Raw genomic sequence first — 26,232 nt, forward strand, 5'->3', positions numbered from 1 at the left:
CACCCGAGGGTTCACAAGCATAACTATATGCCCATGTCACGGCCGACCAGCTCAATAGCAATAATGCTATTAGCATGTTCAAACGCCCATTTATTTTCATCACTGGCACCTTTCGCTGACTTTATTCACCGGCTGCTGCTTCGCGCTCTCCGGAAGTTGATATTTCACCATGCAGTGCTGTCCGGCGCTCTCGCCCCACTGCACTTCCAGCATGCCGTTCAGTGGCAGCCCGGCGAGATAGGCCTGGCCGTCGTCGCCGACGATGGTGCTGTTACCCGCCTTCTGGCTGACCGTGGCGCCGAACGGCACCGGCTTGCCGTTATGCATCAGGGTCATCAGCGCGCGCACCCCGACGTGGGCGTTAAATTCGGCGCGCACCAGCGCCCCCTGGGTCGGCACCACGTTGGTGACCGCGTCTTCAATATCGACGTTCTGCCCCATGGAGTTGGTATTCAGCGCCACGCGGTTCTGGCGATAGGTGGTGGCGTACGGGATCACCGCGTAGCCGCGCCAGTCGGTTTTCACCCCGGTGGCGTTTTCCAGCTCGACGCCGGCCGCCCCCGGCGCTTTCACCAGAATGTTGGTGTCGCCGAGCGGCTGGCTAAGGGTGACGCCGTTGCGGTGGACCACCACGCCGCCGCTCACCCCGTAGTTCACCTGGTGGTAGCCGTCGCTGTAGTTGTAGCCCGCCTGCAGGTTGCCGTAGGTGCCCTGATAGCTCATGTTGGCGTTGCCGCTGTTGCTGGTGCCGTGGTTGCCGTCGCTCTCCTGCACGTTATAGCTCAGGTTGTTATCCGCCAGCAGCGTCCCGTTGATGCCGGTGGTCCCGGTGGTCTTACCGTGCTGGTCGGTGGTGGTGCCGAAGCTCATATTGGTGGTATTGGCCGAACGGTAGATATCCGCGCTATGGTTGCTGGAGAGCCACTGGCCAATCGGCAGCGAAATATTAAAGGCGTAGATCTGATCCGCCTCCTCTTCCCCCGGCGACTTGTCATAGTTCCACGTCAGGCTATAGGAGATGCCGTTCCAGCTGCCGTTATAGCCCACCTGCAACATGCGATCTTTCTCATCGGTGTGCCAGTAGGTCTGCTCGGAGCCGGTGACAAAAATCGAGCCGATTTTGCCGACCTGCTGCGAGATATTGAGCTGCGCTTTGCCTTTTTTGGTGTAGTAGAGATCGTAGTAATCGGTCCACACCGGCTTATCCTGCTTACCGTCGTGATCCTCATCTTTCCACTCATTGTCGCCGGTATAGCCGCTCATATTTTTATACGTCGTCTCGTCGAGGGTGTAGAACCCCTCCGTCGAGTAGCGGTAGCCCAGCAGCTGGAAGTTGGTGCCGAGATCGTTCAGCGCCTTAGCGTAGAGGAAGCGCACCGACTGACCGTCGTGCTGGCTGCCGTCGGCGAGGGTGCTGTTGGCCTGGGTGATATCGGCGGAGATCGCGCCGAAATCACCCATATTCAGCCCGGCGCCCAGCGCAAAGGCGTGGTAGTCGTTGCTGACCTGCGAACCGCCGTAAAGGGTGAAACCATGCGGCAAACCATAGATCGCCGTTCCCTGGGCGAAATTGACCTCATCCTGATCATCGTTGGTGCTGCGGTATTTACCGGCGGTCAGGGCGTATTTCAGTCGTCCTTCGCGCTGCAGCAGCGGCACCGCGGAGTACGGCACGGTAAAGGTATTTTCGCTACCGTCGCTCTCTTTTACCGTCACCTGCAGGTCGCCGCTCGACGAGGTCGGGTAGAGATCGTTAATGGCGAAGGCGCCCGGCGAGACGTAGGTCTGGTAGATAACGTAGCCGTTCTGCTTGATGGTGACCCTGGCGTTGCTCTTCGCAATCCCGCGCACCGTCGGCGCAAAGCCTTTCAGGCTGTCCGGCAGCATGTTGTCATCGGAGGCAATCTGGACGCCGCGAAAGCCGAGGCTGTCGAAAACATCCGACGGGGTGTAGCTTTCCCCGAGCGTAAGTTCCGCCTTCAGCGGCGCGATCGTGCGCTCGACGTAGGTGCTGATATGCTCCCACTTGTTCTCCGTTTCGCCCTCGCCGCTGGTGTAGTTCCAGGTGGAGTAGTCGCGCAGGCGCCAGGCGCCGAGGTTCAGGCCGCTTTGCAGGTTGAGATAGTAGCTGTCTTCTTTCGTATCGCCGCCGCTGTTGCCGCCGGTGAAGTCATAGTTCAGCAGCAGCGCGTTGATCCCCTGGTCCCACTCTTCCGGGGGAATATAACCGCGCGCGCTCTGCTTCAGCGCCGCCTGCGGCACGCTGATGTTCAGCTGCTGATGCTCAAAGTCGAACTCGGTGGAGGATTCCGGTATAGCGGCAAAGGGCGCACACTGCTCCGGCGCCAGCTTCGCCAGGTCCGGGAAGGCTTTGGTATTGACCCCCATCTGTTCCAGGCGCCCGGTGGTAAAGCACGGCGCCAGCCCGGTATCATCCTGGCCGCCTTTTGCCGCTTTAAAGTTCACGTCTTCCGTGGAGACCAGCTGCTTATTCAGATAAATATCAACGTGATATTTACCCGGGGCCTGGCTATCGCCCTTTTCGAAATGCGAGAGATCGGCCACCGCGTTAGGGTCATCCGATAAAAACGCGGGGTTAAAATAGTTATCCGCCAGCGCGGATAACGGTAATGCCGATAAGGTTGCCGGCAAAATAATACGGTATACCCGACGGCGGGCAAATAGAACCTGCATCACCGCAAGGGTGATATATTTTATTTTTAACGTCATTATTTTGCCGACCTGTTTATTATTCTATTATGGCTTTCTGTTCGGGCGAGTTTGCCCCGTAATCATTAATGGTCTGGAAGGTGATATTTCCCTGCGCGTTCGCCGGCAGTTTTAAATCCGCCTGCGACATCGGCGCCACCATTGTCGTCGGTAACGTTGCTGTACCGGCGTGAATCTGTACCAGCGTCATATAATAGGGCGTTGGGTTTTTCACCGTCAGGGTATTACCGCTTTCGTGGAAGCGCAGCTTCGCCGGCGCATCAATCGAGGCCATCGGCAGATTTTTCGGGCGAACAAAAAGTTTAATCCGGCTCAGCACCGCGATCTGCAGGGTATTTTTCCCTTTGGTGTCTTTTGCCGCCGAGGGAATCGCTTTGACGTTAACCCAGTAGAGGCTTTCGCGATCCGTAGGCAGATTATTCGGCCCGACGTACATAATGCGCAGCGTATTTTCTTTCTGCGGCTTCATCACAAACAGCGGCGGGGTGATGACAAAATCGCTGCTTTTGCTTTCGCTGGCGTTTTCCACCCATGACTGAATTAAAAAGGTGGCCTTCGGGTCGGTATTATTCACCGCCAGTGAGACCTGATTATTGCCCTGCGGATAGATGACGCGGGTGGAACCTAGTGATACCCCGCCGTTCGCCGCGGCGTGCGCCTGCGCTTCGGTTTGCGCCTGCGCCGCGGGCACAGCCAGACCGGCACCGGCTAAGGCCAGCGCAACCAGAGACAGGCGAGAAAAAGAAATAACGGACATAAAGTGCCTTTCACAATAAAGATTTGCCGCGGACGGCATCAGGAAATTACAAATAGGTTAACGTGAACCAGGTTTGTGCGTTTGCATCCCCTGCCACGACGGTTCTCGAGGTCGCGCGATATTTGGCGACAAAATTGAGTACGGTCGTATTGTCCTGAATAGCGGTAAAATTCATCGGCTGCGTGTTCGGGATAATTTGATTTCCCTGATTATCAAAAATGCCTAACCCGACGCCCTGCGCGCTCTGCGCACCGTCGGTCACCGCCAGTACCCCCGGATCTTTGCCATCCGTCAGGCCGCGAAAGGCCACGCTGACTTGCTGGCTTACCGTGGTATCGCAATCCTTCAGCGTAATGGTAAACGCCTGCGGATCTGTCCAGCTTCCCAGCCCATGAAATTCATTGGAGCGCACCTGCCCCATCTCAACGGTCAAATCCTCGCTACCGGCATCCACCGCGCAGGCGGCATTGACCACGGCGCCCTGAAACTCAACGTCGCCGCCCTTTACCGTCACCACGTGGTGGTTGCCCGCCTGTGCCAGAGCGGGAAACAAAAACGCCCCCGCGAGAGAAAACGCCTTCAGCCGTTGTGTAGTGAAATTCATATCTACTCCTTTCAATGACACAGCCGCCGTCCCTGGCACAGGATCCCTAAATGAAAATGACTAACGCGACCTTACTGGTAAGTCACGTTGAACGTGGCGGTGGTGTCCACGCTACCGGCCGTTGCGGTATCCGCAGTCTGGTAGTAGTCAGCGGAGAAGTTCAGGGTATTGTCGCCGTCGATCAGCGTAACAGCCTGAGACGCGGTACCCAGATCCAGCGCAGAGCCGTCTTTGTCATAAATCTGGATGCCCACGCCCGCCGCGTTGCCCGCGCCAGAGGTGTTGTCCAGCACGCCAGCTTCACCTGCAGCCGCGTTGCCGTCGAAGGTCACAGAAGCCTGGGAAGCGATGGTGGTATCGCAGTCAGCCAGCTTGATGCTGAACGGAGTTTTCTGGTTAGCCACGGAGTCTTTACCGGTGAAGGCAGACAGTTTTACCTGGCCCATGTTCACAACCTGGTTGGTAGTGTCTGCGGTTACCGCACAGGCCGCATCAACAACAGAGCCTTTAAACTCAACGGTGCCGCCCTGAACGGTGGAAGAAGACCCGCTGGTCGCTGCCATCGCAGAAGAAATACCGCCAGCCATAACCATTGCCAGAACGACGCTTTTTACCATAAATGCTTTTTTCATTTTTTAATCCATACACATTAAATTGATTTTGTATTCCCTCATTCATTACCGCTTATTTTTTTATAGCCGAAGTTATTACCAGGGAACGTTCCCCTGTGGCGATAAAAAGACGGTTTAAATATAAGAAGACACTCCGTGTTGTCCTGGGAATAATTCTTACAGAAAGTTTTATGAATCTAAATCAATTTTTTCGTCCAAAACTGGACATTCGAAAATGATGCAAGTCAATAATGATAATTACGTATAAAAATCATGATGTTAATAATTCAAAGAGCTGGTGCGTCTAAAAAACAGGCGCCGTTGTTGGTGTATTGTTATGAGCTTATTTAAAAATCGATAGGAATTCGTTTATTAATTCCCTTCAGCACGCCTCGATGGACGCTGATGTACTCCCCCTTGCGCAGTTCAGACAGGACGTACAGTATTCCGCTGCGGGAAAGATTGGTGCGCCGCTGGATAAAATTGAGCACGTTGATTTGCTCGCGATATTCCTCAGGATAGGAGCCGAGTTCCAGAATCAACGTCCGGATCATGATGAATGATTCCACGCCAATAAACTCCTTCTCGCGGATGGCCATGACCAATAACCGGTGGGCCAGAATCCGGGCGATATCATGCCAGAGATTTTGCTCGTCTATAATCTCCACAAACTTAGCAAGCGGCACTAATTGACATGTACAATGTGTTTCTGCAGAAAAAAAATGCTTCGGCCTGGCCTCTACGTCGTAAAAGGTACTATATCCATCAATCAGCCCCAGTACCGAGGGGGAAAATAGCGTGGTTATCGCCATATTGTTTTCATCATGGCAAACCACGCCGGTTCCCTCGAGCAGGAGTAATATATTCGCGTTATTTTCGGCATCGAAAAATTCAAATCGCTCGTCCGGCTGCAGCTCAAGCGGTGTGCTCACGGGCAGCAGCGCCTGCAAAATACGCTGAATCGCTAACGCGGGCTTGGTATTACGGCCAAACGAAAAGGAACGTAAGGAGCCACGATCAAAATCATCATCGATAATAAACATTATTTATTCTCATATTTAGCCTACGACATTACTTAATTAAAATACTAGCATCAAAAATCGAGGAAATAAAAAAAATTAAAATATCATTATAACTCAACAGGTTAATTTCATTTTGCGTTTTTTACACTAGTCATATCCTACTGATATATCAGCATAAAAACTCTCATTTTCTGCATGGATAAAATACCCTACCCAAGGTAAAAACCATTACTTTTTCTACTCATGAACTATAAATTTATTCACATAAAAACCACATAAAAACGCTATAAAAAATCACATTATCATAAAAAATAATGGCTAAAAGGATAATTAAAAAGCCGCTGAAAAAGCATATTAACGCTTGTCCTCCTCAGCTGAAAAAGGCTGAGGAAATGAATAAAAAAAACGAGAAAATAACGATGGCAAACGTTTGTATGATTATGATGGAAGGGGCTAAGTTTCACGAAAAATTAGCATTCAGCGTAACGCGAGAAATGCCTGGGCAATGAATAGTCAGGCAAAAGCATCATGAGATTCAGCGGAAGCACGTCCCTGCTGGCAAATTGCCCGGCATCTTCCCGCGCGGAGCATGAAGCGGGCGCCCTGACTTCGCGATGCCCGCCCGGCGCCATGACAAGTTACCCTGTAAACAGCTGAAACTTCTTTTTATCGCTGTCGTCGATCGCTCTTAATACCCGGCAGGGGACCCCAGCGGCGATCACGTTCGCCGGTATGGAACGGTTCACCACGCTGCCGGCGCCAATGACCGAGTTTTTTCCGATGGTGACGCCTGGGTTGATAATCACCCCGGTGCCCAACCAGACGCCGTCTTCAATTATCACCGGCTGAGAGAACTGCTGCTGGGTATGGCGCAGATCCGGATGAATCGGATGGCCGGCGGTGGAAATGGTCACGTTGGGCGCAAACATCACGTTATTGCCGATGATAATGTCGGCATCATCAACCAGCGTCAGGTTGAAGTTCGCGTAAAAATTATCGCCAATGGTGGTGTGGGTGCCGTAGGCCACATGAATCGGAGGCTCTATCCAGCACTGCTCGCCCACGGCGGCGAACATCCGCTGAATAATGTCGTTTCTTAATTCCTGATTAAAGGGGTGCGAGTGGTTGTATTCGTAAGCTCGCGCCTTGCCCATCAGCCGCTGCTGCGGTAACCCATATCCTGAATCAAGATAAAGCTCGCCGCTGTTCATTCTTTCCTTCATATCCATGGTCAATATTTCCTCATTTATCAATCACATCCTTGTGAATTATCGGACTGTTTTCTAAACCGTCATCGCGCTATCGCTCATCTTTTCCGACGTTGCCTTACCCGATAAGGTAAAGGCGGAGATTAGCGTGACGCTCAGCGCAATGCCGCCAAGGATCATATAGGTATCCTGGAAACCGATACGGTCATACATATTCCCGGCAAATGCGGAGAGGAAGATCGCCGCCACCTGTTTGGAAAACTGGAAGCCAACCAGGTAAATCGTCGCCGACAGGCGAACGTCAAACACGCCGGTAATATATTTAAACGCGCCTACCAGCAGGAACGGGACTTCCAGCGCATGGAGCATTTTCAGCGCCACCACTTCAGCGGCCGTCGTGGCGAACGATGACCCGATCATCCGTGCCGCCATCACCATGCCGGCAATCAGCAGGGTATTCTTCGCGCCGATGCGGTTAATAATCCACGGCGAGCTGAACATAATAATCGCGTTGCATATTTCCCCGGCGGTGGTCGCAAAACCGAAGGCGCGGGTGCCCGATTCCGGGGTAGCAAAGAAGGATTTAAAGAAGGTGGCGAACTGCTGATCGAAAACGTCATAGACGCAGGCGACGCCGATGACGTACAGAATAAACATCCACATTTTGCGCTGGCGGAACATGCCCACGGCAGTTTTTAAATCCACCGCCGGGCGATTTGCACCTAAAGAATCCATCACCTGTGCGGTCTGGCTGGCCTGCGGTTTCGCAATGGCCACCAGCACGACCAGTACCAGCGCGGCGGCCGACCCCATCCAGAACACCCACTCGGGGTTAACGCTGAACAGCATCCCCGCCGTGGTGGCGCACAGCGCCCAGCCGAGGCAGCCAAAAGTCCGCGCTTTGCCGTACTCAAACCCGCTGTTGCGGCTCACGCGTTCAATATAGGCTTCCATTGCCCCGGCGCCGGCAGAGAACACAAAGCCGATGTAGGCCCCGCCGCTCAGCGCGCCGAGCCAGATATTGGTTTTCAGCAGCGGCGCAAAAACGTAGAGGAAAAAGGGCGCGATCAGCACCAGCAGCACCGTCACAATCCACATCAGATGCTTTTTCAGCCCCAGCTTATCGGAGATCACGCCCAGTATCGGCTGAAAACAGATGGCAAACAGCGACAGGCTGGAGAAAACAATGCCGGTCTCGGTTTTATTCAGGCCGATGACGTCCGATAGCCAGATCGGCAAAAACGGAAAACAGGTGGCCATGATGAAAAAGTAGAGAAAGAAGAACAGCCCGAAAATCCAGAAATTGGGGTTGTTTTTATGGGTACAGACGGTCGGGTTCATGGTGTATTCCTCAAAAAGGGCCGACGCGCGGCCCATCGTCATCACACGCGTTGCAGGCCAATCAAAATGGCGCTTTCCGGATCGAGGACTGGCAGCGCCAGCCCCGCCTGTTGCAACCACTCACCGCTGACGGTCTGCGGCGTCGTCATCCATTCCGGCAGCTTACGCATGGTATGGCCGCCCTCTCCCGTAATCTGAATATCGGGATGGTCGAGCAGCGTCACCTCGTAACGGGCGCCCGCTTCCAGCCCCGCCACGCGCAGCGGCGCCATCAGGGTGTAGTCCGGCATCGCCAGCTGGCTGACGAGGAAAATCGCCCGATGCCGATCCTCGCTCACCACGCCGTGCGCGAGGGTTGTGGCGTCCGGCATATCGATACGCCACTGCACGCCGTGATGAATGACATCGCGCCACTGCTTATGCAGCGCCGCGTATTTGCAATAGCCCGCGCGCTCCTGCTCATCGGCGGTCACCGGGTCCAGCTCAAGCCCCATATGACCGAACAGCGCCGTCAGGCCGCGAAACGCAATGCTGTGCTGGCGGAAGGTGGCGTGGCAGCGGCGGTTGCCAATGTGCGCGCCCATCACTTCCGGCGGGAAGAAGTAGCTCATGCCGCGCTGGATGGTGTTGCGCTCAAGGGCATCGTTATTGTCGGAAGCCCAGAAACGATGGCTGCGCTTCAGCACTTCATAATCGATACGCCCGCCGCCGGAGGAGCAGGATTCAAATTCAATATGCGGGAAGCGGGCCACCAGCGTATCCAGCAGGCGATAGAACTGACGAGTTTGCGCATCGGCGGCGGCTTTGCCGTTATGGGCAGGCTGCACCAGCTCGCGATTCATATCCCACTTCACATAGTCCACCGCGTGCTCGCCCAGCAGCCAGCTCATCCGTTCCAGCAGATAATCAAAGGCTTCGGGGATATTCAGGTTCAGGACAAACTGATGACGCCCGGGGATCGGCGTATAGCCCGGCAGCGCCAGCAGCCAGTCGGGATGGGCGCGGTAGAGATCGGAGTTCGGGTTGATCATCTCTGGCTCAACCCAAATGCCGAACTCCATCCCCAGCGACTTCACGTGGTCGATAACCGGCGTCAGACCGTCAGGATATTTTTTCTCATCAAGATACCAGTCGCCGAGCGCCGCCCAGTCGTCGTTGCGCCCTTTAAACCAGCCGTCATCAATGATAAAGCGCTCCACGCCCAGCTCCGCCGCCTCATCCGCCATGCGCATGATGTACTGCGGGTCGTGGTCGAAATAGATCCCTTCCCAGGTATTGAGATGCACCGGACGCGGTTTGTTGTCCGGGAAGCGAATAATCTGTTCGCGCAGATAGCGGTGGAACTGCTGGCTCATGCCGTTCAGCCCCTGCGCCGAATAGCTGGCGTAGAGGTTCGGCGTCCACAGCGTTTCCCCTTCCGCCAGCGCCATTTCTCCCGCCAGATAGAGCGCTTCCGCCTGCAGATAGCGGCGACCGTCGGTTTTCACTTCCGCCCGCAGGCGGTGGTTACCGCTCCAGCCCAGATGCACGCCCCACACTTCGCCCTGCATCTCGCTAAAAGCGCGGCTGCCGGTAATCAGCGCCGGAAAATGTTCGTGAGAAGTGCGTCCACGACGGTTTTCCAGCACAAAGCTGTCGTGTTCAAGGGTCAGACGATGGGGCTGAAATTCGCGGATCCAGCGGCCATGAAAGGCCATGACTTCGCGGGCGCGCTCGGCGACCGGCAGCGTGACCGCCAGGCGGTCCACCTGCCACGGCTGCGGGCGCAGGTTGGTTAAACCATGACGAACGCTGAGCACGCCGCTGCTATCAAGCTGAATTTCACTGCACAGCCGCAGGCCCGCCTGCGCGTCTTCGCTGAGAAGGGTTAAATTCTGCCCATCCTGCACCACCTCGGTCGTGGTAAACATCGGTGAGGCATCCAGCCCCTGGCGGTGGCCTTCAATGCCCGGCGCACCAAACAGGCCGTGGCCCAGTTCGGCCATTAAGGTCACCGGGGAATCGACGTCGAGGCGGCCATTGGCCACCGGGCGGGCGATGCTGGCCGCATCCTGCGGCGTAAAGTGGCTTAAATGCGGCCCCCAGTAGATAATTTCGGCGAACGGACGGGTTTTGATCACCACATCAGCCGCTGCGCTTTGCAGACGTAAAATCGAATCAGACATGAGACATCTCCACAACAAGGAATGCCTTACTGTTGATCCGAAACGTTTCGGGTTCCAACCAAAACGTTTCGGATCCGTGATCGAGTTCAGGAAATTAATCTGACGGGAAGGGAATCAGGCGGTTTCGCCAGGAATAAATTCAGGCTGCCAGAGCACCTGGAGAGAGGCCAGATCCTCGCCGGCGATTAAGCGGCGGACCATGGTGGCAATCTGGCGGCCCACGCCCTGCCGGGTGGACTGAACCACCGCGCCCACCGGGGTTTCGATGATGCTGTCCTGCGGCAAGCCGTCGTAAACCACCAGCGAGACGCGATCGGCGCCGGTGAGGCGTCCGAGCTGAGCCAGAGCCATCGCCGCGCCGTCGCCGTGGGTGTTGCAATCGGTGACAATCGCCGTTGGCGGTTCAGGCAAGCGCAGCAGTTCCATCGTTGCCTGAAACCCGCCGCGGCGGGTGGGCGGTACGCTGCGCAGCCAGGTTTCCGCCAGGCCCGCTTCGCGCAGCGCCTGCAGGTAACCGTTGCGGCGCTGGGTAATAAACGCCTGATTGTTATTTTCGCTCAGCAGCGCGATGCGCTGATGCCCCTGGCTAATCAGATGACGGGTGGCGCGGTACGTTCCCGCCTGGTTATCGAAATCAAACCAGGCGTAGGGCTGCGGCAGGCGGCTGCGCCCCAGGGCGAGAAAAGGAAAGCCGGAAGAGAGCAGCTGAATCAGGCGCGGGTCGTCGTCCAGAGTATGGGCCACGATCAGCGCATCGACGCGACGACTCTGCACCATACGCATATAGCCGTGCTTATCGGCCTGTTCATCGTCGGCAATCAGCAGTAAATCAATCTCATAGCGCGCCAGCTCGTGACTGATTTCTCCCACCATTTCGAGAAAGACGTTGTTATTCAACGGCGCGGGACGCACGGGGAAAACGAGGCCAACGGCGTCGATTTTGCCCATTTTCAGGCGGCGGGCGAAAGTATTTGGCCGATATCCACGGCGCTGAGCTTCGGCCTCCACGCGGGCGCGCGTCTCCTGCGACACGTCATCATAGCCGTTTAGCGCACGGCTGACGGTCGTTACCGAGATCCCAAGTTCTTTAGCAATGGCTTTCAGCGACATAAGTATCCCTGTCTTCGCGGGAGAATGCGGCTAGTGTCCCGCAATACGGGCATGGCGTCCAGCAAGAGCGACGCCGCGCGGCAATACCTGAACACCGCGGCCCTCGGCGCCTGATGATACGTCACAACGAAATGAGAGGCAGCAAGACCGTTTATTCAATGTGGCGGTAAATTAAACGCCCCCTTCCCCATAAGAAAGAGACGAAGATGCGCTGTAATTCACCAAGCTGAATATATTTGAATCCGACAGGTTTACCCTATACAAATCATATGGTTGATAGATGAATGAGTTAATCGCTCAACCCTGGAAAAATAACGCAGCGTCTGGAAAACGTACATTTAATCCCCATAAATCATTCGATTTATTTTTAATTAAAATATGAAGTATGTATCGGAATTATAATTCGCAGTTAAAACAAACATGAACACGGTCTGTTCATTGATATTTATCAACTAAGAATCACTTGATAAAAGTTTTTAAAAAGAGGGAGTGATATAAAAGCTAAATAATGGAATATGTTAATAACAGGGTTTTATGTATAACTCACTACTGCCTGTTTCTTCACGGCACGCTTTATTTTTCTGTTTATTTCTTTCAACATTCGAGCTGTTAACTTATGTCGCCAGCGATGTAGTAATGCCGGGAATGCTAACGGTTATTAAAGACTTAAATGCTCAACCGCATTACGTACCGTGGTCACTTAATGCCTATTTACTTGGCGGCGTCAGCTTTCAGTGGCTTATTGGACCGGCGTCGGATAGATTTGGCCGCAGGCCTTTATTACTCATCGGCTGTGCGCTTTTTTCTGTTTCCTGCCTGGCCACGCCATGGGTAGACAATATCCAGGTTTTTACTCTCCTGCGGTTTATTCAGGGAATAGGTTTGGGGTTTGTGGTGGTGGTGAGCTATCCGGCCCTGCAGGAAGCATTCAACGAATCGGATGCGATCCGCTTAATTGCCCTGTTTGCCAATATCGCGCTGCTGTCGCCGCTGTTTGGCCCTTTGGTCGGTAGCGTTGTGCTTGCATACCTGTCATGGCGCACGCTTTTTATTGCTATCGCGCTGATGGCGGCGCTCACCTGGTTCGGTTTGCTACGCTGGATGCCGGAGACGATCGGCGTCGTACGCCAGGATGGCAGTAAAATTGAATGTCAGCCGCTCGAGGTAAAAACCCTCGCGCGCGCTTATGGCGATTTGCTTACGAACCCACGCTGTATATCCGGCAGCGTTGCGCTTGGCCTCGTCGGGCTGCCGCTGATGGCGTGGATCGCGCTCTCCCCGCTGCTGCTGGTGCATCATCTAAAAATGAGCATGCTGGAGTACGCGCTATGGCAATTACCTATTTTTGGTGCGTTGATTGCGGGGAATATCGTCCTTAACGTTACCGCTGAAAAATTTAAGCCGGAGCAGTTATTATACTTTTCACTGTCTCCCGTATTTATCGGCATAATGCTGGCGCTGGTCATGACGCTAATATGGCAAAATATTATTGCGCTGATTATCGGCATGGCTATTTATGCTTTTGGCCTGGGCATTTGCAACGCCACGCTGTATCGCCTCACGCTATTTTCCAGCGAGCATGGAAAAGGTTCAGTATCGGCAATGATAGGCATGATTTCCGTCGCTATTTTTAGCCTCGGGGGGGCGCTAATGGCCGGATTGGGCGCCGGCGACAGCCTCAGCGCATATATTATCGCGGCCACTATTCCGATGCTGGCAGCATTATTCATTATCGTTAATATATTCACCCGGCAGAAGAGGAGTAAAACGAAAATAACAGCTTCAGGCCATTAATCACTCACGGACGACTTTTTATTAAGGATTAATAAAATGGACACTTTATCCTGCGTCGATGCCCTCTGCGCACTCGACAGCCCTTATCATGAAGATAGCGATTCACAACGGCTCTTTGATGAAGCCATGCGTGAAATCGTTGCATTTCATGTTATGAATACGCCGGGCTACCGCCAGTGGCTGGCCCGCCACAATATTCCGGCAGATGCGGCCAATATAGACTCGTGGTCGCAGCTGCCGCCGATCTTTGCCGACTACTTCAAACAGAATCTGCCGATCGGCCGCTCCGGTGAGGATGCGCTTGAACTCACCTCTTCCGGTACCAGCGGGCAGAAAAGTCGAATGCGCTATGATGCGCGCAGTATCGGAGCCGCCCAGGGAATGGTCGATCGCATTTTCCGCCATTATGGCTGGGAAACGCCCGATGCGCCCTGCAACTACCTGCTCCTCAGCTACGAACCCGCCGATATCATCACGCTTGGCACCTCTTTTACCGACCAGTTCTTGTGTAAATACGCGCCGGTCAAACGCGCCGTTTACGCGCTGCGTCACACCGGGAGCGGGCATGAGTTCGACCCTTTCGGCGTGATTCGCGCTTTACAGGAGTTTGCTGAAGAGGGGTTACCGGTACGAATCCTGGGTTTCCCGGCATTTATGTGGTTCATACTTGAACGGATGCGAGAAATGCAGCTACCGCCGCTCCAGCTTCATCATCAATCGCTGGCCTTTTTCGGCGGCGGCTGGAAAACGCATGCCGACCGTGAAATCCCTAAATCCGCGTTCTATGCGCGGCTGACCCAACAGCTCGGGATCCCCGATAGCCGATGCCGCGACGGCTATGGTTCCGTGGAGCACTGCGTGCCCTACATTGAATGCGCGCATCACCATTTCCATATTCCCGTTTATTCCCGCGCCTGGATCCGCGATACCGCCTCTCTGGCGGTGAAAGATTATGGGCAGCGCGGTTTTATACAGTTTGTGTCGCCTTATATCACCTCCTGCCCTGCGCACAGCGTGGTCATGAGCGATCTAGCACAATTGCACCGCGCCGAAGAGTGCGGATGCGGTGTGGCAACCGATTGGTTTGAGCTGCTGGGCCGGGCCAGCCATAGCAAAGCACGTAGCTGCGCACTGGCGGCGTCAGAACTGATTAAGGGAAATTAATATGTATTTCATTCAGGGAAAAAACTATTCCTCGCTCACGCCAGAAGAGGCCATCGCCATGTTGACGAGCGGGCTGGATAGCGCGCTGGGCCAACCGCCGCGTCCGGAAACCGTGCTTGCCTGCGCCGGGCGTTTTATCGAACAGCTAAAAGACCACGCTTTCCTTCCCCAACTGGGCCCGGCTTATCGGGAAGAGGTGAGAAAGTTTTGCCAACCTGACGCGCTGCGCCAAAAGCTCGAGCATGAGCTGGGGGATAACCCCTTTTCCGTGCGCCGCATTAACTACCGTGAACCGCAGTTTGAAGGCTGGCGTCCTTTGGGCGTCGTGGTGCATGTCACCCCAGCCAATGCGGAACTGCTTCCCTTCTTCGCAATAATAGAGAGCCTGCTGGTCGGGAATATTAACTGGCTGCGCCCAAGCGCCAGCGAACAAGGAATGACAATCGATCTGCTACGGGCGTTTATCCGCTGCGATTTAACTGACCAGCTGGCTAACTTCGTCGCCGTGGTTCCCGTCGAAACCACGCGCCTTTCCCTGCTGCTTACCCACGCCGATGGTATATCGGCCTGGGGTGGCGATACCGCCCTCGAGGCGATTCGTCAACAGCTCCCTGGCGGGTGTCGCTGGATCCCCTGGGGACATAAAATCAGCTTTGCCTGGCTACAACCGGATGCCGTTAATGAAGAAAGCCTTCTCGCGCTGGCGGATGACGTTTGCTGTTTTGACCAGCAGGCCTGTTCCAGCCCGCAAATCGTTTTTGTTGATAGCGATGATTCGGCGGTATTGCAGGATATTGGCGGAAGACTGGCAGAGGCCATGCGGCGCCGTCACGCACGGTGGCAACCGTTAATGCCCGATGAAAAGGCGGCGGCGGATATCACCCGCGCCGTCGCCTTCGCGCAGCTGGACGCCGTATTTGCCGGGGCTGACAACGCTCTGCTGGCAGGAGACGGCTGGCGCATCATTCAGCAACACACCTCGGCCATAACGCCTTCACCGCTGTTCCGAACCGTCCTGCTGCGGCCGCTACCGCAAAATAAAGTGATGCAAACGCTGCGCCCCTGGCGAACCCACCTGCAAACCTGCGGGCTGGTTGTCGCCGATCGGGACAGAATCCCCCTCAGCCAACTGCTGCTGGCAGCCGGCGTCAATCGAATTACCCCCGTCGGTAAAATGCATGACGGCTATCACGGCGAACCGCATGACGGCGTTTACGCCTTAAGCCAGCTGGCTCGTCGCGTCACCGTGACGCTGGATGCCGATGTCCTGCCGCAGCAGGCCACGCTCGATCCGAACCCGCCGCCGCCGATGCTGACGGCGCAGCAGCCGATTATGGATAAAACGGCATTCTTACAGCACGCGATGCGGCCCAGCGCCCAGCTTTTCTTTCGCAGCGGCGGCAGCAGCGGCGTGCCTAAACTCGCCGGGTTTACCTATCGCGACTATCGCCGCCAGATGCAGGCCGCCGCCGCAGGCATGTTCGCCGCCGGGCTGGATCCCGCCCACGACAAAGTGCTCAATCTGATGTACGCGGGCAATCTCTACGGTGGTTTACTCAGCTTCTTCACCCTACTGGAAATGCTTGAAGTGACCCATCTTCCCATGGGCGGCCCCCATGATGATGACTATCACGAGATCGCCCGAACTATTGTGAATCAGGGCGTTACCACGCTCATTGGTATGCCAAGCACGCTGTATCAGCTCTTTACGCGAGAAGAGGCCATTCTGCGCGACTACGGCGGTATTCAGAAACTGCTGCTGGGCGGCGAACATATGGGCGTCGCCCAGCGTGACTATATTCATGGTTTCGGGGTGAAAACCATTCGCTCGGCGCTGTATGGTTCGGTTGATGCCGGGCCGCTGGGACATGCCTGTACGCATTGCCCGGATGGCGTGTTTCACCTGATGACGGATATTCAATGGCTGGAGATTGTCGACCCGCTCGACGATCGGCCCGTCGCGCCCGGCGATGCCGGCCGCCTGCTCTTTACCTCGACGGCCCGCGAAGGTCAGAAGGTTATTCGTTATGACATCGGCGATATGGGCCGTTGGCTGCCGGGCGAATGCCCCTGCGGCGCCCCCAGCCCCCGCTTTGAACTTTTAGGTCGCCACGGCAGCCTGGTGCGTATCGGCACGATGTTTATTCAGCCCCAGCGGCTGGCAACGCTCGCCGCTGCCCCTGTTCAATTGATTCTTCAACATAACCCGCGCAGCGGGCTCGAATGCATCAACATCTTCACCGACGGCAATATTGATACCGTCAAACAGCGGGTCTGCACCGACCCTGAGCTCAAAATGGCATTGGACGCCCATTTGCTGGAGTTAGCCGTGACCAGCCGCCCGTTCAGCGAATTTGAACGGCATCCGCAAAGCGGCAAGACGCCGCTGGTCATTGATAAACGCCGTTGAGCGCACTCCCGCCGATCGGCTCACAATAAGGATATTTGAATATGACAACAGCAAAGATGATGGGTCGCCTTGATCCGCAATCCACCCAAACGGAAGAAGTGGCCGTAAGCCCACCGGGTCTCGAACAGCTTGTCGAGAGGGTTCGCTGCCGCTCGCCTTTCTATGCCGAACACTATCGCCATCTCGCCACCCGCGGCTGGCAGCTGAAGGACCTGCCGCTTATTAATCCCGAACGCTACTGGGAGGGGAGCCAGGGCCTGAAAAACTGGCCCGTCCTCACCGGGCCGGTGGAGGACGGTATTGTCTTTAAGACCGGCGGTACCACCGGCGGCGGCAAGCTGTCGGTTTTTTCCCGCCAGGAGTGGCGTGCGTTCGTCACCAGTTTTGGCCGCAGCCTCTCCAGCCAGCTCAAGCCAGGCGCGCGCGTGGCAAATTTATTTTTCGCCGGTGATTTGTACGCGAGCTTCTTATTTATCCACGGCGCGCTTTCGCACATGTCGATACCGGTATGTGAGTACCCTTTCACCGGATCGCTTGAACCGCAGACCCTCACCGAACAGATCGTCCAGCACGATATCAACGTACTGGTGGGCGTCCCGGCGATGCTGCTGCAATATGCGGCAGAGCTCGCTGGAAAAAACCGCCGTCTGCCCGGTATCGAGACCATCCTTTACGGCAGCGAGAGTCTTTTTACTGAACAGCTACAGCTGCTGAAATCCGCCTTTCCCAACGCCCGTATTGCTTCTATCGGCTGCGCCTGCGTGGATGCCGGGCTTATCGGACTCAGCACGCCGGATTGCCTGGCGGACGAGCATCGGGTCTTTGAACCCGAAACTATCGTGGAAATTATTGATGAAGCGACGGGCGAGCCGATCGACGAAATCAATCGTTCCGGAATGCTGGTGGTCACCAGCCTTACGCGCACGCTGATGCCGCTGATTCGCTATCCGGTAGGCGATTTGGCCGCCTGGCGTGAACCTCCGGGAAGCAAACATCGCAAGTTTATTTTGCAGGGACGCAGTAGCCTCGGGTACCGCTTGCGGGTAGGTTACGCCTCGCTGTTTCCTGATGAAATAGCGGCCCTTATTACGGAAGAGATGGGGCATCAGCAGTGGCAGCTGATGCTGGAGCACGCCGATAACCGGGATCGTTTGAGCTTACGTATCGCCTTTTCCGGTACCCGGCAGCAGGCCGACAGGCTCTGCGGTCAATTACTCGCCAGGGATCACGCTCTCGCAGAACTACAGGCTGCCGGCCAGCTGTGCGTTCAGGTTCACTGGTGCAGCCAGGCGGAACTTATCCGCAATACCCGAACAGGTAAGCTGCAGCGGGTGATCGACAAACGCGCCTACCTCGCGCAGGAGGCGGTGAAATGATTGAAATCAGAGTGTTCCAGCGACAAGACGGCGAAGGTATCAGCGCCTTATTTCGCACGGTTTACGGCGATCGCTATGTCTATCCTGATATCTATATGCCCAGCCTGATTGGCTGGCGCAACGCCCGGGACGAATGGCACAGCGCGATAGCCGAACAGAATGGCATCATCATCGGGCATGCCGCCTTATGGCGGCACCACGCGGATAAGCAGACGGCCGAACTGGCCATGTTCGCGGTGCACCCCGCCTTCAGAAACCGGGGCGTAGCCACCCAACTGGGGGAATATTTGCGTCTTGCCGCAAGCAGGCTTGGCCTGGGCACGCTAACCATCAAAATGGTATCCAGCCATCCACACTCGCAGCGCCTGGCGCAGAGGCTGGGCTTTTACTCAACGGGGTTGCTCAGAGATTACGTCCCCTCCCCCTTTCAATCCGGCCTGCGTGAAAGCATTATCCTCGGCGTATTACCCTTGCAGCCACGCCCCGTCCCGCTCACCGCGGATGATAGCCGTGATGATGGTTGGATAAACTTGCTAAAGGAAAAATTTGGCGCGGCGCAGATCCCGCCCGCCAGGGAAACTTGTGCAGCCCCCGTTGAAATTGCCATTTGTGATGATCGGGTGGACGTCACGATGAATATATCAACGCAACAGATGGTCGACGAGATTTCCCGCCTGCCGGCCCGTAAACTGATTTATATCCGGGCGCGCGTGGATGGCGCGCTGATGTCGCTACGACCCAGGCTGCGGCGAGCAGGTTTTACCGATATGGGGCTGGAGCCAGCGGCCGGAGGCGAGTGGTTCTGGCTGCTGCAGCGCGGCTATCATCCCCGGCAGCTCGACCTCTCCTGCCCTATCGCTATTGCCCTGCAAAAAACGGCCGATGGCGATATCAATCATAACGCGCGCGCCTGACAATCCCTTTTATCTGACGCCTGTTTTTGGCACACCGAAGGCCCAGTGTCGGGCCTGACTAGTTCTGCTCGGCGACCAGCAGCGCCTGGGTATCCGGCTCCAGCGCCTGGAAAACGTGCTCCCGATCGGCGGGATAGCAGATGTAATCTCCCTCCCCCAGCTCTTCCGGCGCTTCCGTCAGGCCGACGCGCGCGCGTCCCTGGGTGACAATAATATGCTCCACCGAACCCGGCGGATGAGGGTGGGAAATGCGGTCCGCGCCCGGCTGGGTCAGCAGGAGATAGATATCGCGCCGCGCGCCCGGCGGGCAGGCGGCCAGTAAAATCGCCTGATAGTTTGCCTGCTCGGCGATCACTTTCGTTCCCTCGCCGCGGCGGATCACCTGGGTGGTATTCACCTGCGGCTCCAGCAGCCGGGCAAAGGGAATATCGAGGGCCACGCACAGCGCCCAGAGGGTTTCCAGGCTCGGGTTACCGTTGCCGGACTCCAGCTGCGATAACGTTGATTTGGCGATTCCCGCCCGTCGCGCAACTTCGGCAAGGGAAAGACCGGTGCGCGCGCGTTCCCGCACCAGGCTTTTGGCAATCAGGCTAATTGGCTGAGTCATACAGCCCTCCGTGTTTTTTATAACGAACGTTTCGTTCGTCTTGAAATGCGATTCTGTTGCGTTCATTATAATGGAAATTCGTTCGATATGGCTAAAGAGTATGAAACAACACTTCGCCACGCTTAAAGGCGACACCCTCAGAGCAATTGTTTTAGTCTGCCTCGCGGTAGGCATCGTCGGGATGTCCTACGGTTCGCTGGCCGTCGCCTACGGCTTCCCGATTTGGGTCCCCTTTGTGCTTTCGGTTTGCGTCCTGGCGGGAGCCTCAGAGTTTATGTTTATCGGCATTGTCGCCAGCGGCGGCAACCCGCTGGCGGCAGCGGCGGCCGGTTTGCTGGTCAACGCGCGGCATATTCCCTTCGGCGTGACGGTTCGCGACCTGGTCGGCCAGCGCGCCGCCAGCTTCCTCGGCTGCCATATTATGAACGATGAAAGCGTGGTGTTTGGTCTGTCGCAGAAAACCCCCGAGCAGCGGCGGGCCGCCTACTGGCTGTGCGGCCTGGGCGTGGCGCTGATCTGGCCGTTGGGGGCGCTCCTGGGCGCGGGGGTCGGCAAACTGCTCCCGGCCCCGGAAACCATTGGCCTCGATGCGGTATTCCCGGCGATTCTGCTGGCGCTGGTGGTGCCGGCCTTTAAAAACCGCACCACCCTGATCCGCGCCTGCAGCGGAGCGGCCCTGTCGCTGGCCGCCGTTCCTTTCGCACCGGTTGGCCTGCCGGTTTTGCTGTCGCTGTTTGGCCTGCTGACGAGGAAAAAATAATGGGCAATATGACGCTATTTATCGCCGGTATTGCGATTCTGTCGCTGGGCACCTACTTAATGCGTTTAGGCGGGGCGAAGCTCGGCAGCCGGCTGGCGTTTTCCGAGCGCGCCCAGGCCCTGCTCTCCGATGCGGCGACGGTGCTGCTCTTTTCCGTGGCGCTGGCGACCACCTTTTACGAAGGCGAACATTTTGCCGGGATGGCGCGGGTGCTGGGCGTGGGCCTGGCGGTGTTCCTCGCCTGGCGTAAAATGCCGCTGATCGTGGTGATTATCGCCGCCGCCGTGGCGACGGCGCTGCTGCGGATGGCGGGCGTCGCCTGATCCGGCCTACGAAACGCGAAACATCATATTGTTATGCAATTGTAGGCCGTGCCAGCGAAGCGCCGCCGGGCAGCTGCCCTTAAGGGCTTACGCTATTTGTGCTTCAATCCAACGGGTAGCGGACACCATATCCAGCGGCTTGTGCTGATCCACGGTAAACACCGGCCCCAGCCGCATCGGTTCCGCCTGCTGCGCCAGCTGCGCCAGTTCCGGAAGATACTCCTCGCCCGGGTGCCCCGGCTTACGATCCTGCAACCGGCTGGCATAGCGCGACACCGCAAGCTCAGGCGAGATGTGGTTCCAGACCTCCAGCACTTTCTCTACGCCCGCGCGTTGCAGCAGCTGCTGTAGCGTGTCGCGCGGTTGAAAGCCAAACCAGGCGTCAATGAGCCAGATACAGCCTGCCGGCGACTGGCCGACGATCGACCAGATGACTTCATACGCGGCGCAGCCCAGCTGCCGGTTGAAGGTCCGGTCGATCCCGGTAAAGCACGCCATAAACGGCTCTTTAATACCGTCTATGGTCAGGTGCGGCAGATTAAACGCTGCCGATAGCTGCCGGGTGACGGTGCTTTTACCCGATGCGGGAATGCCGTTAATTAAAATCACCGTTTTGCAGCCGGGTGTGAGATGTCTGTTCATAACAACGCGACGACCTCCTCTCTGCTGCTGGCGGCCCGCAGCTTCGCCATGGTCTCGTTATTATCAAGCAGAGCGACAATCGCCCGAATCCCCTCTTCAATATGGGCATTGCTGTCCTGCGCGCCGAACATAATGACGATATCCGCCTTCTCGCTATCGGCAAATTGAATCGGCTTATTCAACACCACAAGGCTGAAGCAGTTGCGTTTGACGCCACATTCCGGCCTGGCGTGAGGGATGGCGACACCTTCATCAAACACGTAATAGGCGCCATGATGCAGGGTATTATCGATCACCGCCTGGCCGTAATCTGCCGAGATATAGCCTTTTGCAACCAGCGGGCTGGCCGCCAGCTGGATCACCTTCTGCCAGTCGGACTCCGTGACGCCGACCTGAATAGCATCGGCCTCAATCAGCAGTTCTTTTATCGTCATTATCACTTCCTATATATTATGGCGAATAATGTTACGTAACTCATCAATGCGCATAAAAAGCGCATCGATTTCCTCGCGATGCGTATGACTTTTGGCATAGACCGACAGCGCCCGGTTATATATCAGCATTAATGCTTTCTGCACTTCGCCATTAGCCGGGTTGCCCCGTAACTCGCCTTCCAGCCTGGCAATTTCCCCCGCCAGCTGGCGAGACTGTTCGTCATAATCCTGCGGGGGTTGATTCTCTTTTTTCCACAGCGTTTTCAAAGATTCAAACATAGCGAGCTCCTCCCCGACGGACAGCAGGGCAACGGAATACGGTTTAAAAATATGCGTTTATTTAAACAGAGCGATTTTTTCCATTAATACATGGGTGACCGCGTTATTCGCCGGAATTAAAAATTTGCGCACGCTGTCGTTCACTTTGCCTTTTTCAAACGTGCTTTTACATTGATCGACCCACTGCACATTCATTTCAGTGCCGACGTTCACCTTGTTGATACCTTCAGTGACGGCCAGGCGCATATCTTCATCGCTGACGCCGGTGCCGCCGTGCAGCACTAACGGCACGCCGGTCGCGGCGCTAATCTCTTTCAGCCGCTGGTGCTGAATTTGCGCCTTACCGGTATACAGGCCGTGCACCGTGCCCACGGAGACCGCCAGCATATCCACCTGCGTCTCCTCCACAAAGCGTTTGGCGTCCTCCACCGTGGTGAAGCAGATATCCTCCGCGGCCACGGCTTTGCCATCTTCCGATCCGCCGATCGCCCCCAGCTCGCCTTCTACCGTGATATTCCGCGGGCGCGCCATTTCCACCACGATGCGGGTATTGCCAATATTCTCTTCCAGATCCAGATGGGAGCCGTCGTACATCACCGATGAAAATCCGGCATCCATGGCCGTTTCAATGGCGCTGATATCAGAGCAGTGATCCAGGTGCAGGCAGGTCGGCACGTTTTCACTTTCCGCTAATGAACGAACCGCATCCACCAGTAAACGATAGCCGAGATATTCCGCCGTCCCGGTAGAGATTTGAATCATTAATGGGCTATCGCTTTGTTGCGCCGCTTTAAAAAAGGCGGGCAGCATTTCAATACAGTGCAAATTAAATGAGCCAATGGCTTTAAAATCTCTTTCCTGCGCAATTTTCAGAATAGCGTTGAAGTTATACAGACTCATGAACATTTTCCCCTTTCGGCTTCGCTGATTTACCGTTTACGAACCATGCCAGTGCGGCAACAAAAACAATGAACAAGGCGACAAAAAGCCAGTTGTTCTGGAAGGCGTGGCCTAATACCAGACCGGAACTAATCACGTCCGAATCGCTGAAGGTGACGCCGGTAAAACCGTAGCTTTCCAGCATCGGTACCAAAATGGCGGGCAGGAAGGTGATAAACAGGCCGTGAATGACGCCGCCAATCATCGCCCCGCGGCGGCCGCCCAGCGCGTTACCGAAGACGCCCGCCGTACCGCCGGCAAAAAAGTTGGTTAACAGACCGGGCAGGATCATCGCCAGGCCAAACATCGGGAACACCAGCATGCCGATGATGGAGCCGACGGTCGTCGCCAGGAAGCCGACGATCACCGCATTGGGCGCATACGGGAACAGCACCGGGCAATCGAGCGCAGGCTTAGCGTCCGGGACAATGCGCATCGCAATCCCGCGAAATGCCGGCACCAGCTCGTTGAGCAACAGGCGCACGCCGCTGTAGAGAACGAATACTCCCGCCACAAACTGAATGGACTGCATAAAGGCGTACATCAGGTAGTTAATGCCGTTGGAGAACTGAGCGATATATTCCGGGCCCGCCGCAACCGCGGGAATGAGATACATCGGCACCATCACCACCGCCATCGCGAGATAGGTGTCCTGGAGGAACTTAAAGTTATCCGGTAATTCAAGATCTTCCGTTGAGCGGGAACCTTTACCCACCACTTTAGCCACCGCCGCCTGCACCAGATAGCCGATAGTGCAGAAATGCCCCAGCGCCACGTCATCGGAACCGGTGATGCGCCTGACGACCGGCTGCGCCAGGGCGGGCATCAGTACCGCCATCACGCCGCCGAAAATACCGCCGGTTAAAATCAACGGCAGTCCGGTCAGCCCGGCTTTATAGCCAATCACCGCGCCGATGGTCGCCATCCACAGCAGCGCCTGGCCGGTCAGAAAGATATATTTCAGCGGCGTCAGGCGGGCGATAATGATGTTGACGGCAAAAATCACCATCAGGGTCAGCGCGACTTCGGAACCTAATTCACGGTTGGCTAATCCGGCGATGGCGGCGACATCGGTAATGTAGCCTTTCATGCCGAATCCCTGCGTGAAGATATCGTTAAGGAACGTTAGCGTGGCGACAATAATGTTGATGCCGGCCATCATAATTAAGAAACCGAGCAGCGTTTTAAACGTCCCCTCCGCCGTTTTGCCCGCTGATTTTTTTTGCAGAATGAGGCCCAGCATCGCAATAAATGCAATTAATATTGAAGCCTGGCCGAGTAAATCTTTAACGATAAACTCTACAAAGCTATTCATAGTCCGCTACCTTCAGGTTACGCTCTTTTAAGAATGCGACGATCTTAGCTTCAATCTCATCTTTATCCGTGAGCTTATGCAGTACCACCACGCGTTTAATTTCCTCCGCGCTGGCATCCGCCGTTAATATATCGGCGAAGGTTTTTTGCGTCAGAATCATATCTGATTTAAACGCCCCGGCTTCGGAAATAGTGGTATGTTCAATCTGTGCGGGAATCTCCAGCTTCTTTAAAACCGCCTTCGCCGTCATTTCAATGGCAAAGCTTGAACCGAGGCCGCAGCCACATACGCATAGAATTTTCAGCATGTAGGGTCTCCTCAAATAATATTGAGTTGTTTGGCAAGTTTATAATGATGTCCTTCAGTGTCGACCAGACGTTTTTTCATACTAACTAAATCAATCGGAATAGGTTTGTTGCTTGAATTAATTATGATGGCTTTATTTTTCATCCCTGACTGAATACAGCGAACCACTTCACTGGCCATAATCGTGCCCTGGTAAATTTCTTCGCAGGTCGGATCGCCATTGCGCAAACCGTAGCCTACGATGGTTTTACGAATACGCACGCCAATTTGCGGTTCAAGCTGCTTAATCATGGTATCAATGGCCCCCTGAAAGCCGGGAGAATACTCCCTGGTGTAGCCTTCAGAGCACAGGATCACCACGCTGTTCTGCTGTGTCAGCTTATGCTTCACCCGCTCGGCCAGCGTTTCTAACGGCATCTGCGATTCCGGAATCAGGGCGATATCAGCATTCGATTTAATCGCGGATTGCAGCGTTAACTCTCCACAATAGCCTCCTAATATTTCGACCATAAAGACGCGGCCCGGTAATGCTCTTCCGGTATTTCTTAACCGGGAAACTTCCTTAATAATCTGCTCGCAGGCGGTGGAAAAACCAATGGTATAATCGCTGCCGTACACATCATTATCGATAGTCATCCCGACGCCAAAGCAGTTAATATCAAATTCGCTCAGCGTATTGAGAAACTGCAGGCTGCCGTCGCCGCCGGCCATAATCAGCACATCAATGCGCAGTGATTTAATTTTTTTAGCTATGGTTTCATATTCACTGCGCAGCAGCCTGCGGCTGGTTCGCCCGGAGGTGATGATCGGAATAGAGGCAATGGAGAAATCAACCAGATCGCGCCAGGCGACCTCGTGATGATTTTTATCCAGCAGTCCGGGTATTCCGCCATTAAAAAGGGTGATATCGGCACTCGCCAGTCTGGCTATCTGGAATATAAAATTATTAATTCCAGAAACATCGCCGCCGCTAATAACCATGCCAATTTTCATTGCCTGTCTCCGTTGCTTTGCTTGCCCACATTTTTCCCTGAGTTCAAGACCGTTATTTGCAATAGAGATCACAATATGCTGATAAATTCCTCCGAGCCTAATATTGACAGTGGGTTTATTTCCTCATTTTTTGTGATGCATATCTCTTTTATAAAATGAGATCGTCTTAACAATTATCTTTTTATTTTCTTTAAGATCATTAAGTTGCTTGAAGCGATAATTGCGCGGGTGGGCTGCCTGTTTTCTCCCATAAACTCAGCGATGATGAAAAAGCAGAAATGTGATAAATAGCGCATTTTTTTGCGTCAGGAAGGTTCACGGCTTTCTCATCTGTTGTCTGCCTTCTTGCAGGGACCAACGCGTAAAGCTGCATTCAGCCTGTTTTGATTCTGATATCGCCGCCCCTCACGGCAAAGGCACCTGCGTTA

At 55.2% G+C, this 26,232-nt stretch carries 25 protein-coding genes; 8 read left to right on the forward strand and 17 right to left on the reverse strand.

The window, feature by feature from the left end:
• Positions 1 to 99 precede the first annotated feature (99 nt).
• The 5 genes from FQK12_RS01395 to FQK12_RS01415 all read right to left on the reverse strand — a co-directional run bounded on the left by FQK12_RS01395 (position 100) and on the right by FQK12_RS01415 (position 5,745).
• Entirely contained in the window at positions 100 to 2,730 is a 2,631-nt protein-coding gene (locus tag FQK12_RS01395; RefSeq protein WP_014227397.1) for a fimbrial biogenesis usher protein, read from the reverse strand.
• 19 nt (positions 2,731 to 2,749) lie between these two features.
• Entirely contained in the window at positions 2,750 to 3,487 is a 738-nt protein-coding gene (locus FQK12_RS01400) for a fimbria/pilus periplasmic chaperone (protein WP_014227396.1), read from the reverse strand.
• Positions 3,488 to 3,533: 46 nt separating this feature from the next.
• The gene (locus FQK12_RS01405) at positions 3,534 to 4,091 is read right to left on the reverse strand and encodes a fimbrial protein (RefSeq protein ID WP_014227395.1); all 558 of its coding nucleotides are present in this window, start codon (positions 4,089 to 4,091) and stop codon (positions 3,534 to 3,536) included.
• 71 nt (positions 4,092 to 4,162) lie between these two features.
• Complete coding sequence (locus FQK12_RS01410) at positions 4,163 to 4,723, reverse strand: fimbrial protein (protein ID WP_014227394.1); 561 nt, start codon at positions 4,721 to 4,723, stop codon at positions 4,163 to 4,165.
• Between the two features lie 326 nt (positions 4,724 to 5,049).
• A complete protein-coding gene (locus FQK12_RS01415) occupies positions 5,050 to 5,745 on the reverse strand; it encodes a winged helix-turn-helix transcriptional regulator (RefSeq protein WP_014227393.1) in 696 nt (231 codons plus the stop codon).
• A gap of 293 nt (positions 5,746 to 6,038) precedes the next feature.
• Between FQK12_RS01415 and FQK12_RS01420 the strand changes: the two genes are divergently transcribed.
• Positions 6,039 to 6,233 (forward strand): hypothetical protein, encoded by a 195-nt coding sequence (locus FQK12_RS01420; protein ID WP_014227392.1) that lies wholly within the window; start codon positions 6,039 to 6,041, stop codon positions 6,231 to 6,233.
• 129 nt (positions 6,234 to 6,362) lie between these two features.
• Here the strand turns inward: FQK12_RS01420 and FQK12_RS01425 are convergent, their stop codons facing one another.
• From FQK12_RS01425 to FQK12_RS01440, 4 genes are all read right to left on the reverse strand, one after another.
• A complete protein-coding gene (locus FQK12_RS01425; RefSeq protein WP_014227391.1) occupies positions 6,363 to 6,953 on the reverse strand; it encodes a DapH/DapD/GlmU-related protein in 591 nt (196 codons plus the stop codon).
• Between the two features lie 54 nt (positions 6,954 to 7,007).
• Complete coding sequence (locus FQK12_RS01430; RefSeq protein ID WP_014227390.1) at positions 7,008 to 8,273, reverse strand: MFS transporter; 1,266 nt, start codon at positions 8,271 to 8,273, stop codon at positions 7,008 to 7,010.
• A 41-nt stretch (positions 8,274 to 8,314) separates the two neighbouring features.
• Positions 8,315 to 10,438 (reverse strand): alpha-galactosidase, encoded by a 2,124-nt coding sequence (locus FQK12_RS01435; protein ID WP_014227389.1) that lies wholly within the window; start codon positions 10,436 to 10,438, stop codon positions 8,315 to 8,317.
• 114 nt (positions 10,439 to 10,552) lie between these two features.
• A complete protein-coding gene (locus tag FQK12_RS01440; RefSeq protein ID WP_014227388.1) occupies positions 10,553 to 11,548 on the reverse strand; it encodes a substrate-binding domain-containing protein in 996 nt (331 codons plus the stop codon).
• 534 nt (positions 11,549 to 12,082) lie between these two features.
• Between FQK12_RS01440 and FQK12_RS01445 the strand changes: the two genes are divergently transcribed.
• From FQK12_RS01445 to FQK12_RS01465, 5 genes are read left to right on the forward strand one after another with little or no spacing between them, the layout of a single operon-like run.
• Positions 12,083 to 13,342: an MFS transporter gene (locus tag FQK12_RS01445; protein WP_038422911.1), complete on the forward strand. Its 1,260-nt coding sequence runs from the start codon at positions 12,083 to 12,085 to the stop codon at positions 13,340 to 13,342.
• Between the two features lie 36 nt (positions 13,343 to 13,378).
• Positions 13,379 to 14,506: an acyl-protein synthase gene (locus tag FQK12_RS01450; RefSeq protein ID WP_014227386.1), complete on the forward strand. Its 1,128-nt coding sequence runs from the start codon at positions 13,379 to 13,381 to the stop codon at positions 14,504 to 14,506.
• Between the two features lies 1 nt (position 14,507).
• Positions 14,508 to 16,916 carry an acyl-CoA reductase gene (locus FQK12_RS01455; RefSeq protein WP_014227385.1) on the forward strand — a complete coding sequence of 803 codons (2,409 nt, stop codon included), beginning with the start codon at positions 14,508 to 14,510 and terminating at the stop codon, positions 16,914 to 16,916.
• Positions 16,917 to 16,957: 41 nt separating this feature from the next.
• The gene (locus FQK12_RS01460) at positions 16,958 to 18,292 is read left to right on the forward strand and encodes an AMP-binding protein (protein WP_014227384.1); all 1,335 of its coding nucleotides are present in this window, start codon (positions 16,958 to 16,960) and stop codon (positions 18,290 to 18,292) included.
• Positions 18,289 to 19,206 carry a GNAT family N-acetyltransferase gene (locus FQK12_RS01465; RefSeq protein ID WP_014227383.1) on the forward strand — a complete coding sequence of 306 codons (918 nt, stop codon included), beginning with the start codon at positions 18,289 to 18,291 and terminating at the stop codon, positions 19,204 to 19,206. Before FQK12_RS01460 ends, FQK12_RS01465 begins: the two co-directional genes overlap by 4 nt.
• Positions 19,207 to 19,264: 58 nt before the next feature.
• Here FQK12_RS01465 and FQK12_RS01470 read toward each other — a convergent pair whose 3' ends face one another.
• Entirely contained in the window at positions 19,265 to 19,813 is a 549-nt protein-coding gene (locus FQK12_RS01470; protein WP_004855902.1) for a helix-turn-helix domain-containing protein, read from the reverse strand.
• A gap of 100 nt (positions 19,814 to 19,913) precedes the next feature.
• On the opposite strand from FQK12_RS01470, the gene FQK12_RS01475 reads away from it, so the two are divergent.
• On the forward strand, positions 19,914 to 20,573 hold the full coding sequence (locus tag FQK12_RS01475) for an AzlC family ABC transporter permease (protein ID WP_009653646.1): 660 nt from the start codon (positions 19,914 to 19,916) through the stop codon (positions 20,571 to 20,573).
• A complete protein-coding gene (locus FQK12_RS01480) occupies positions 20,573 to 20,896 on the forward strand; it encodes an AzlD domain-containing protein (protein ID WP_009653628.1) in 324 nt (107 codons plus the stop codon). The genes FQK12_RS01475 and FQK12_RS01480 overlap by 1 nt, the downstream gene beginning before the upstream one ends.
• A gap of 87 nt (positions 20,897 to 20,983) precedes the next feature.
• On the opposite strand, the gene FQK12_RS01485 is transcribed toward FQK12_RS01480, so the two are convergent.
• From FQK12_RS01485 to FQK12_RS01515, 7 genes are read right to left on the reverse strand one after another with little or no spacing between them, the layout of a single operon-like run.
• Complete coding sequence (locus FQK12_RS01485; protein ID WP_014227382.1) at positions 20,984 to 21,538, reverse strand: AAA family ATPase; 555 nt, start codon at positions 21,536 to 21,538, stop codon at positions 20,984 to 20,986.
• Entirely contained in the window at positions 21,535 to 21,972 is a 438-nt protein-coding gene (locus tag FQK12_RS01490; protein WP_014227381.1) for a PTS sugar transporter subunit IIA, read from the reverse strand. The genes FQK12_RS01485 and FQK12_RS01490 overlap by 4 nt, the downstream gene beginning before the upstream one ends.
• 9 nt (positions 21,973 to 21,981) lie before the next feature.
• A complete protein-coding gene (locus FQK12_RS01495) occupies positions 21,982 to 22,251 on the reverse strand; it encodes a hypothetical protein (RefSeq protein WP_014227380.1) in 270 nt (89 codons plus the stop codon).
• 57 nt (positions 22,252 to 22,308) lie between these two features.
• A complete protein-coding gene (locus FQK12_RS01500; RefSeq protein WP_014227379.1) occupies positions 22,309 to 23,151 on the reverse strand; it encodes a ketose-bisphosphate aldolase in 843 nt (280 codons plus the stop codon).
• A complete protein-coding gene (locus tag FQK12_RS01505) occupies positions 23,138 to 24,505 on the reverse strand; it encodes a PTS sugar transporter subunit IIC (RefSeq protein WP_004127157.1) in 1,368 nt (455 codons plus the stop codon). The genes FQK12_RS01500 and FQK12_RS01505 overlap by 14 nt, the downstream gene beginning before the upstream one ends.
• Positions 24,498 to 24,812: a PTS sugar transporter subunit IIB gene (locus FQK12_RS01510; RefSeq protein ID WP_004855885.1), complete on the reverse strand. Its 315-nt coding sequence runs from the start codon at positions 24,810 to 24,812 to the stop codon at positions 24,498 to 24,500. The genes FQK12_RS01505 and FQK12_RS01510 overlap by 8 nt, the downstream gene beginning before the upstream one ends.
• Before the next feature lie 11 nt (positions 24,813 to 24,823).
• Positions 24,824 to 25,804 (reverse strand): 6-phosphofructokinase, encoded by a 981-nt coding sequence (locus FQK12_RS01515; RefSeq protein ID WP_004855882.1) that lies wholly within the window; start codon positions 25,802 to 25,804, stop codon positions 24,824 to 24,826.
• Positions 25,805 to 26,232 lie beyond the last annotated feature (428 nt).

Source organism: Klebsiella sp. ME-303 (assembly GCF_007910085.1).
Taxonomy (GTDB): Bacteria; Pseudomonadota; Gammaproteobacteria; order Enterobacterales; family Enterobacteriaceae; genus Klebsiella; species Klebsiella michiganensis.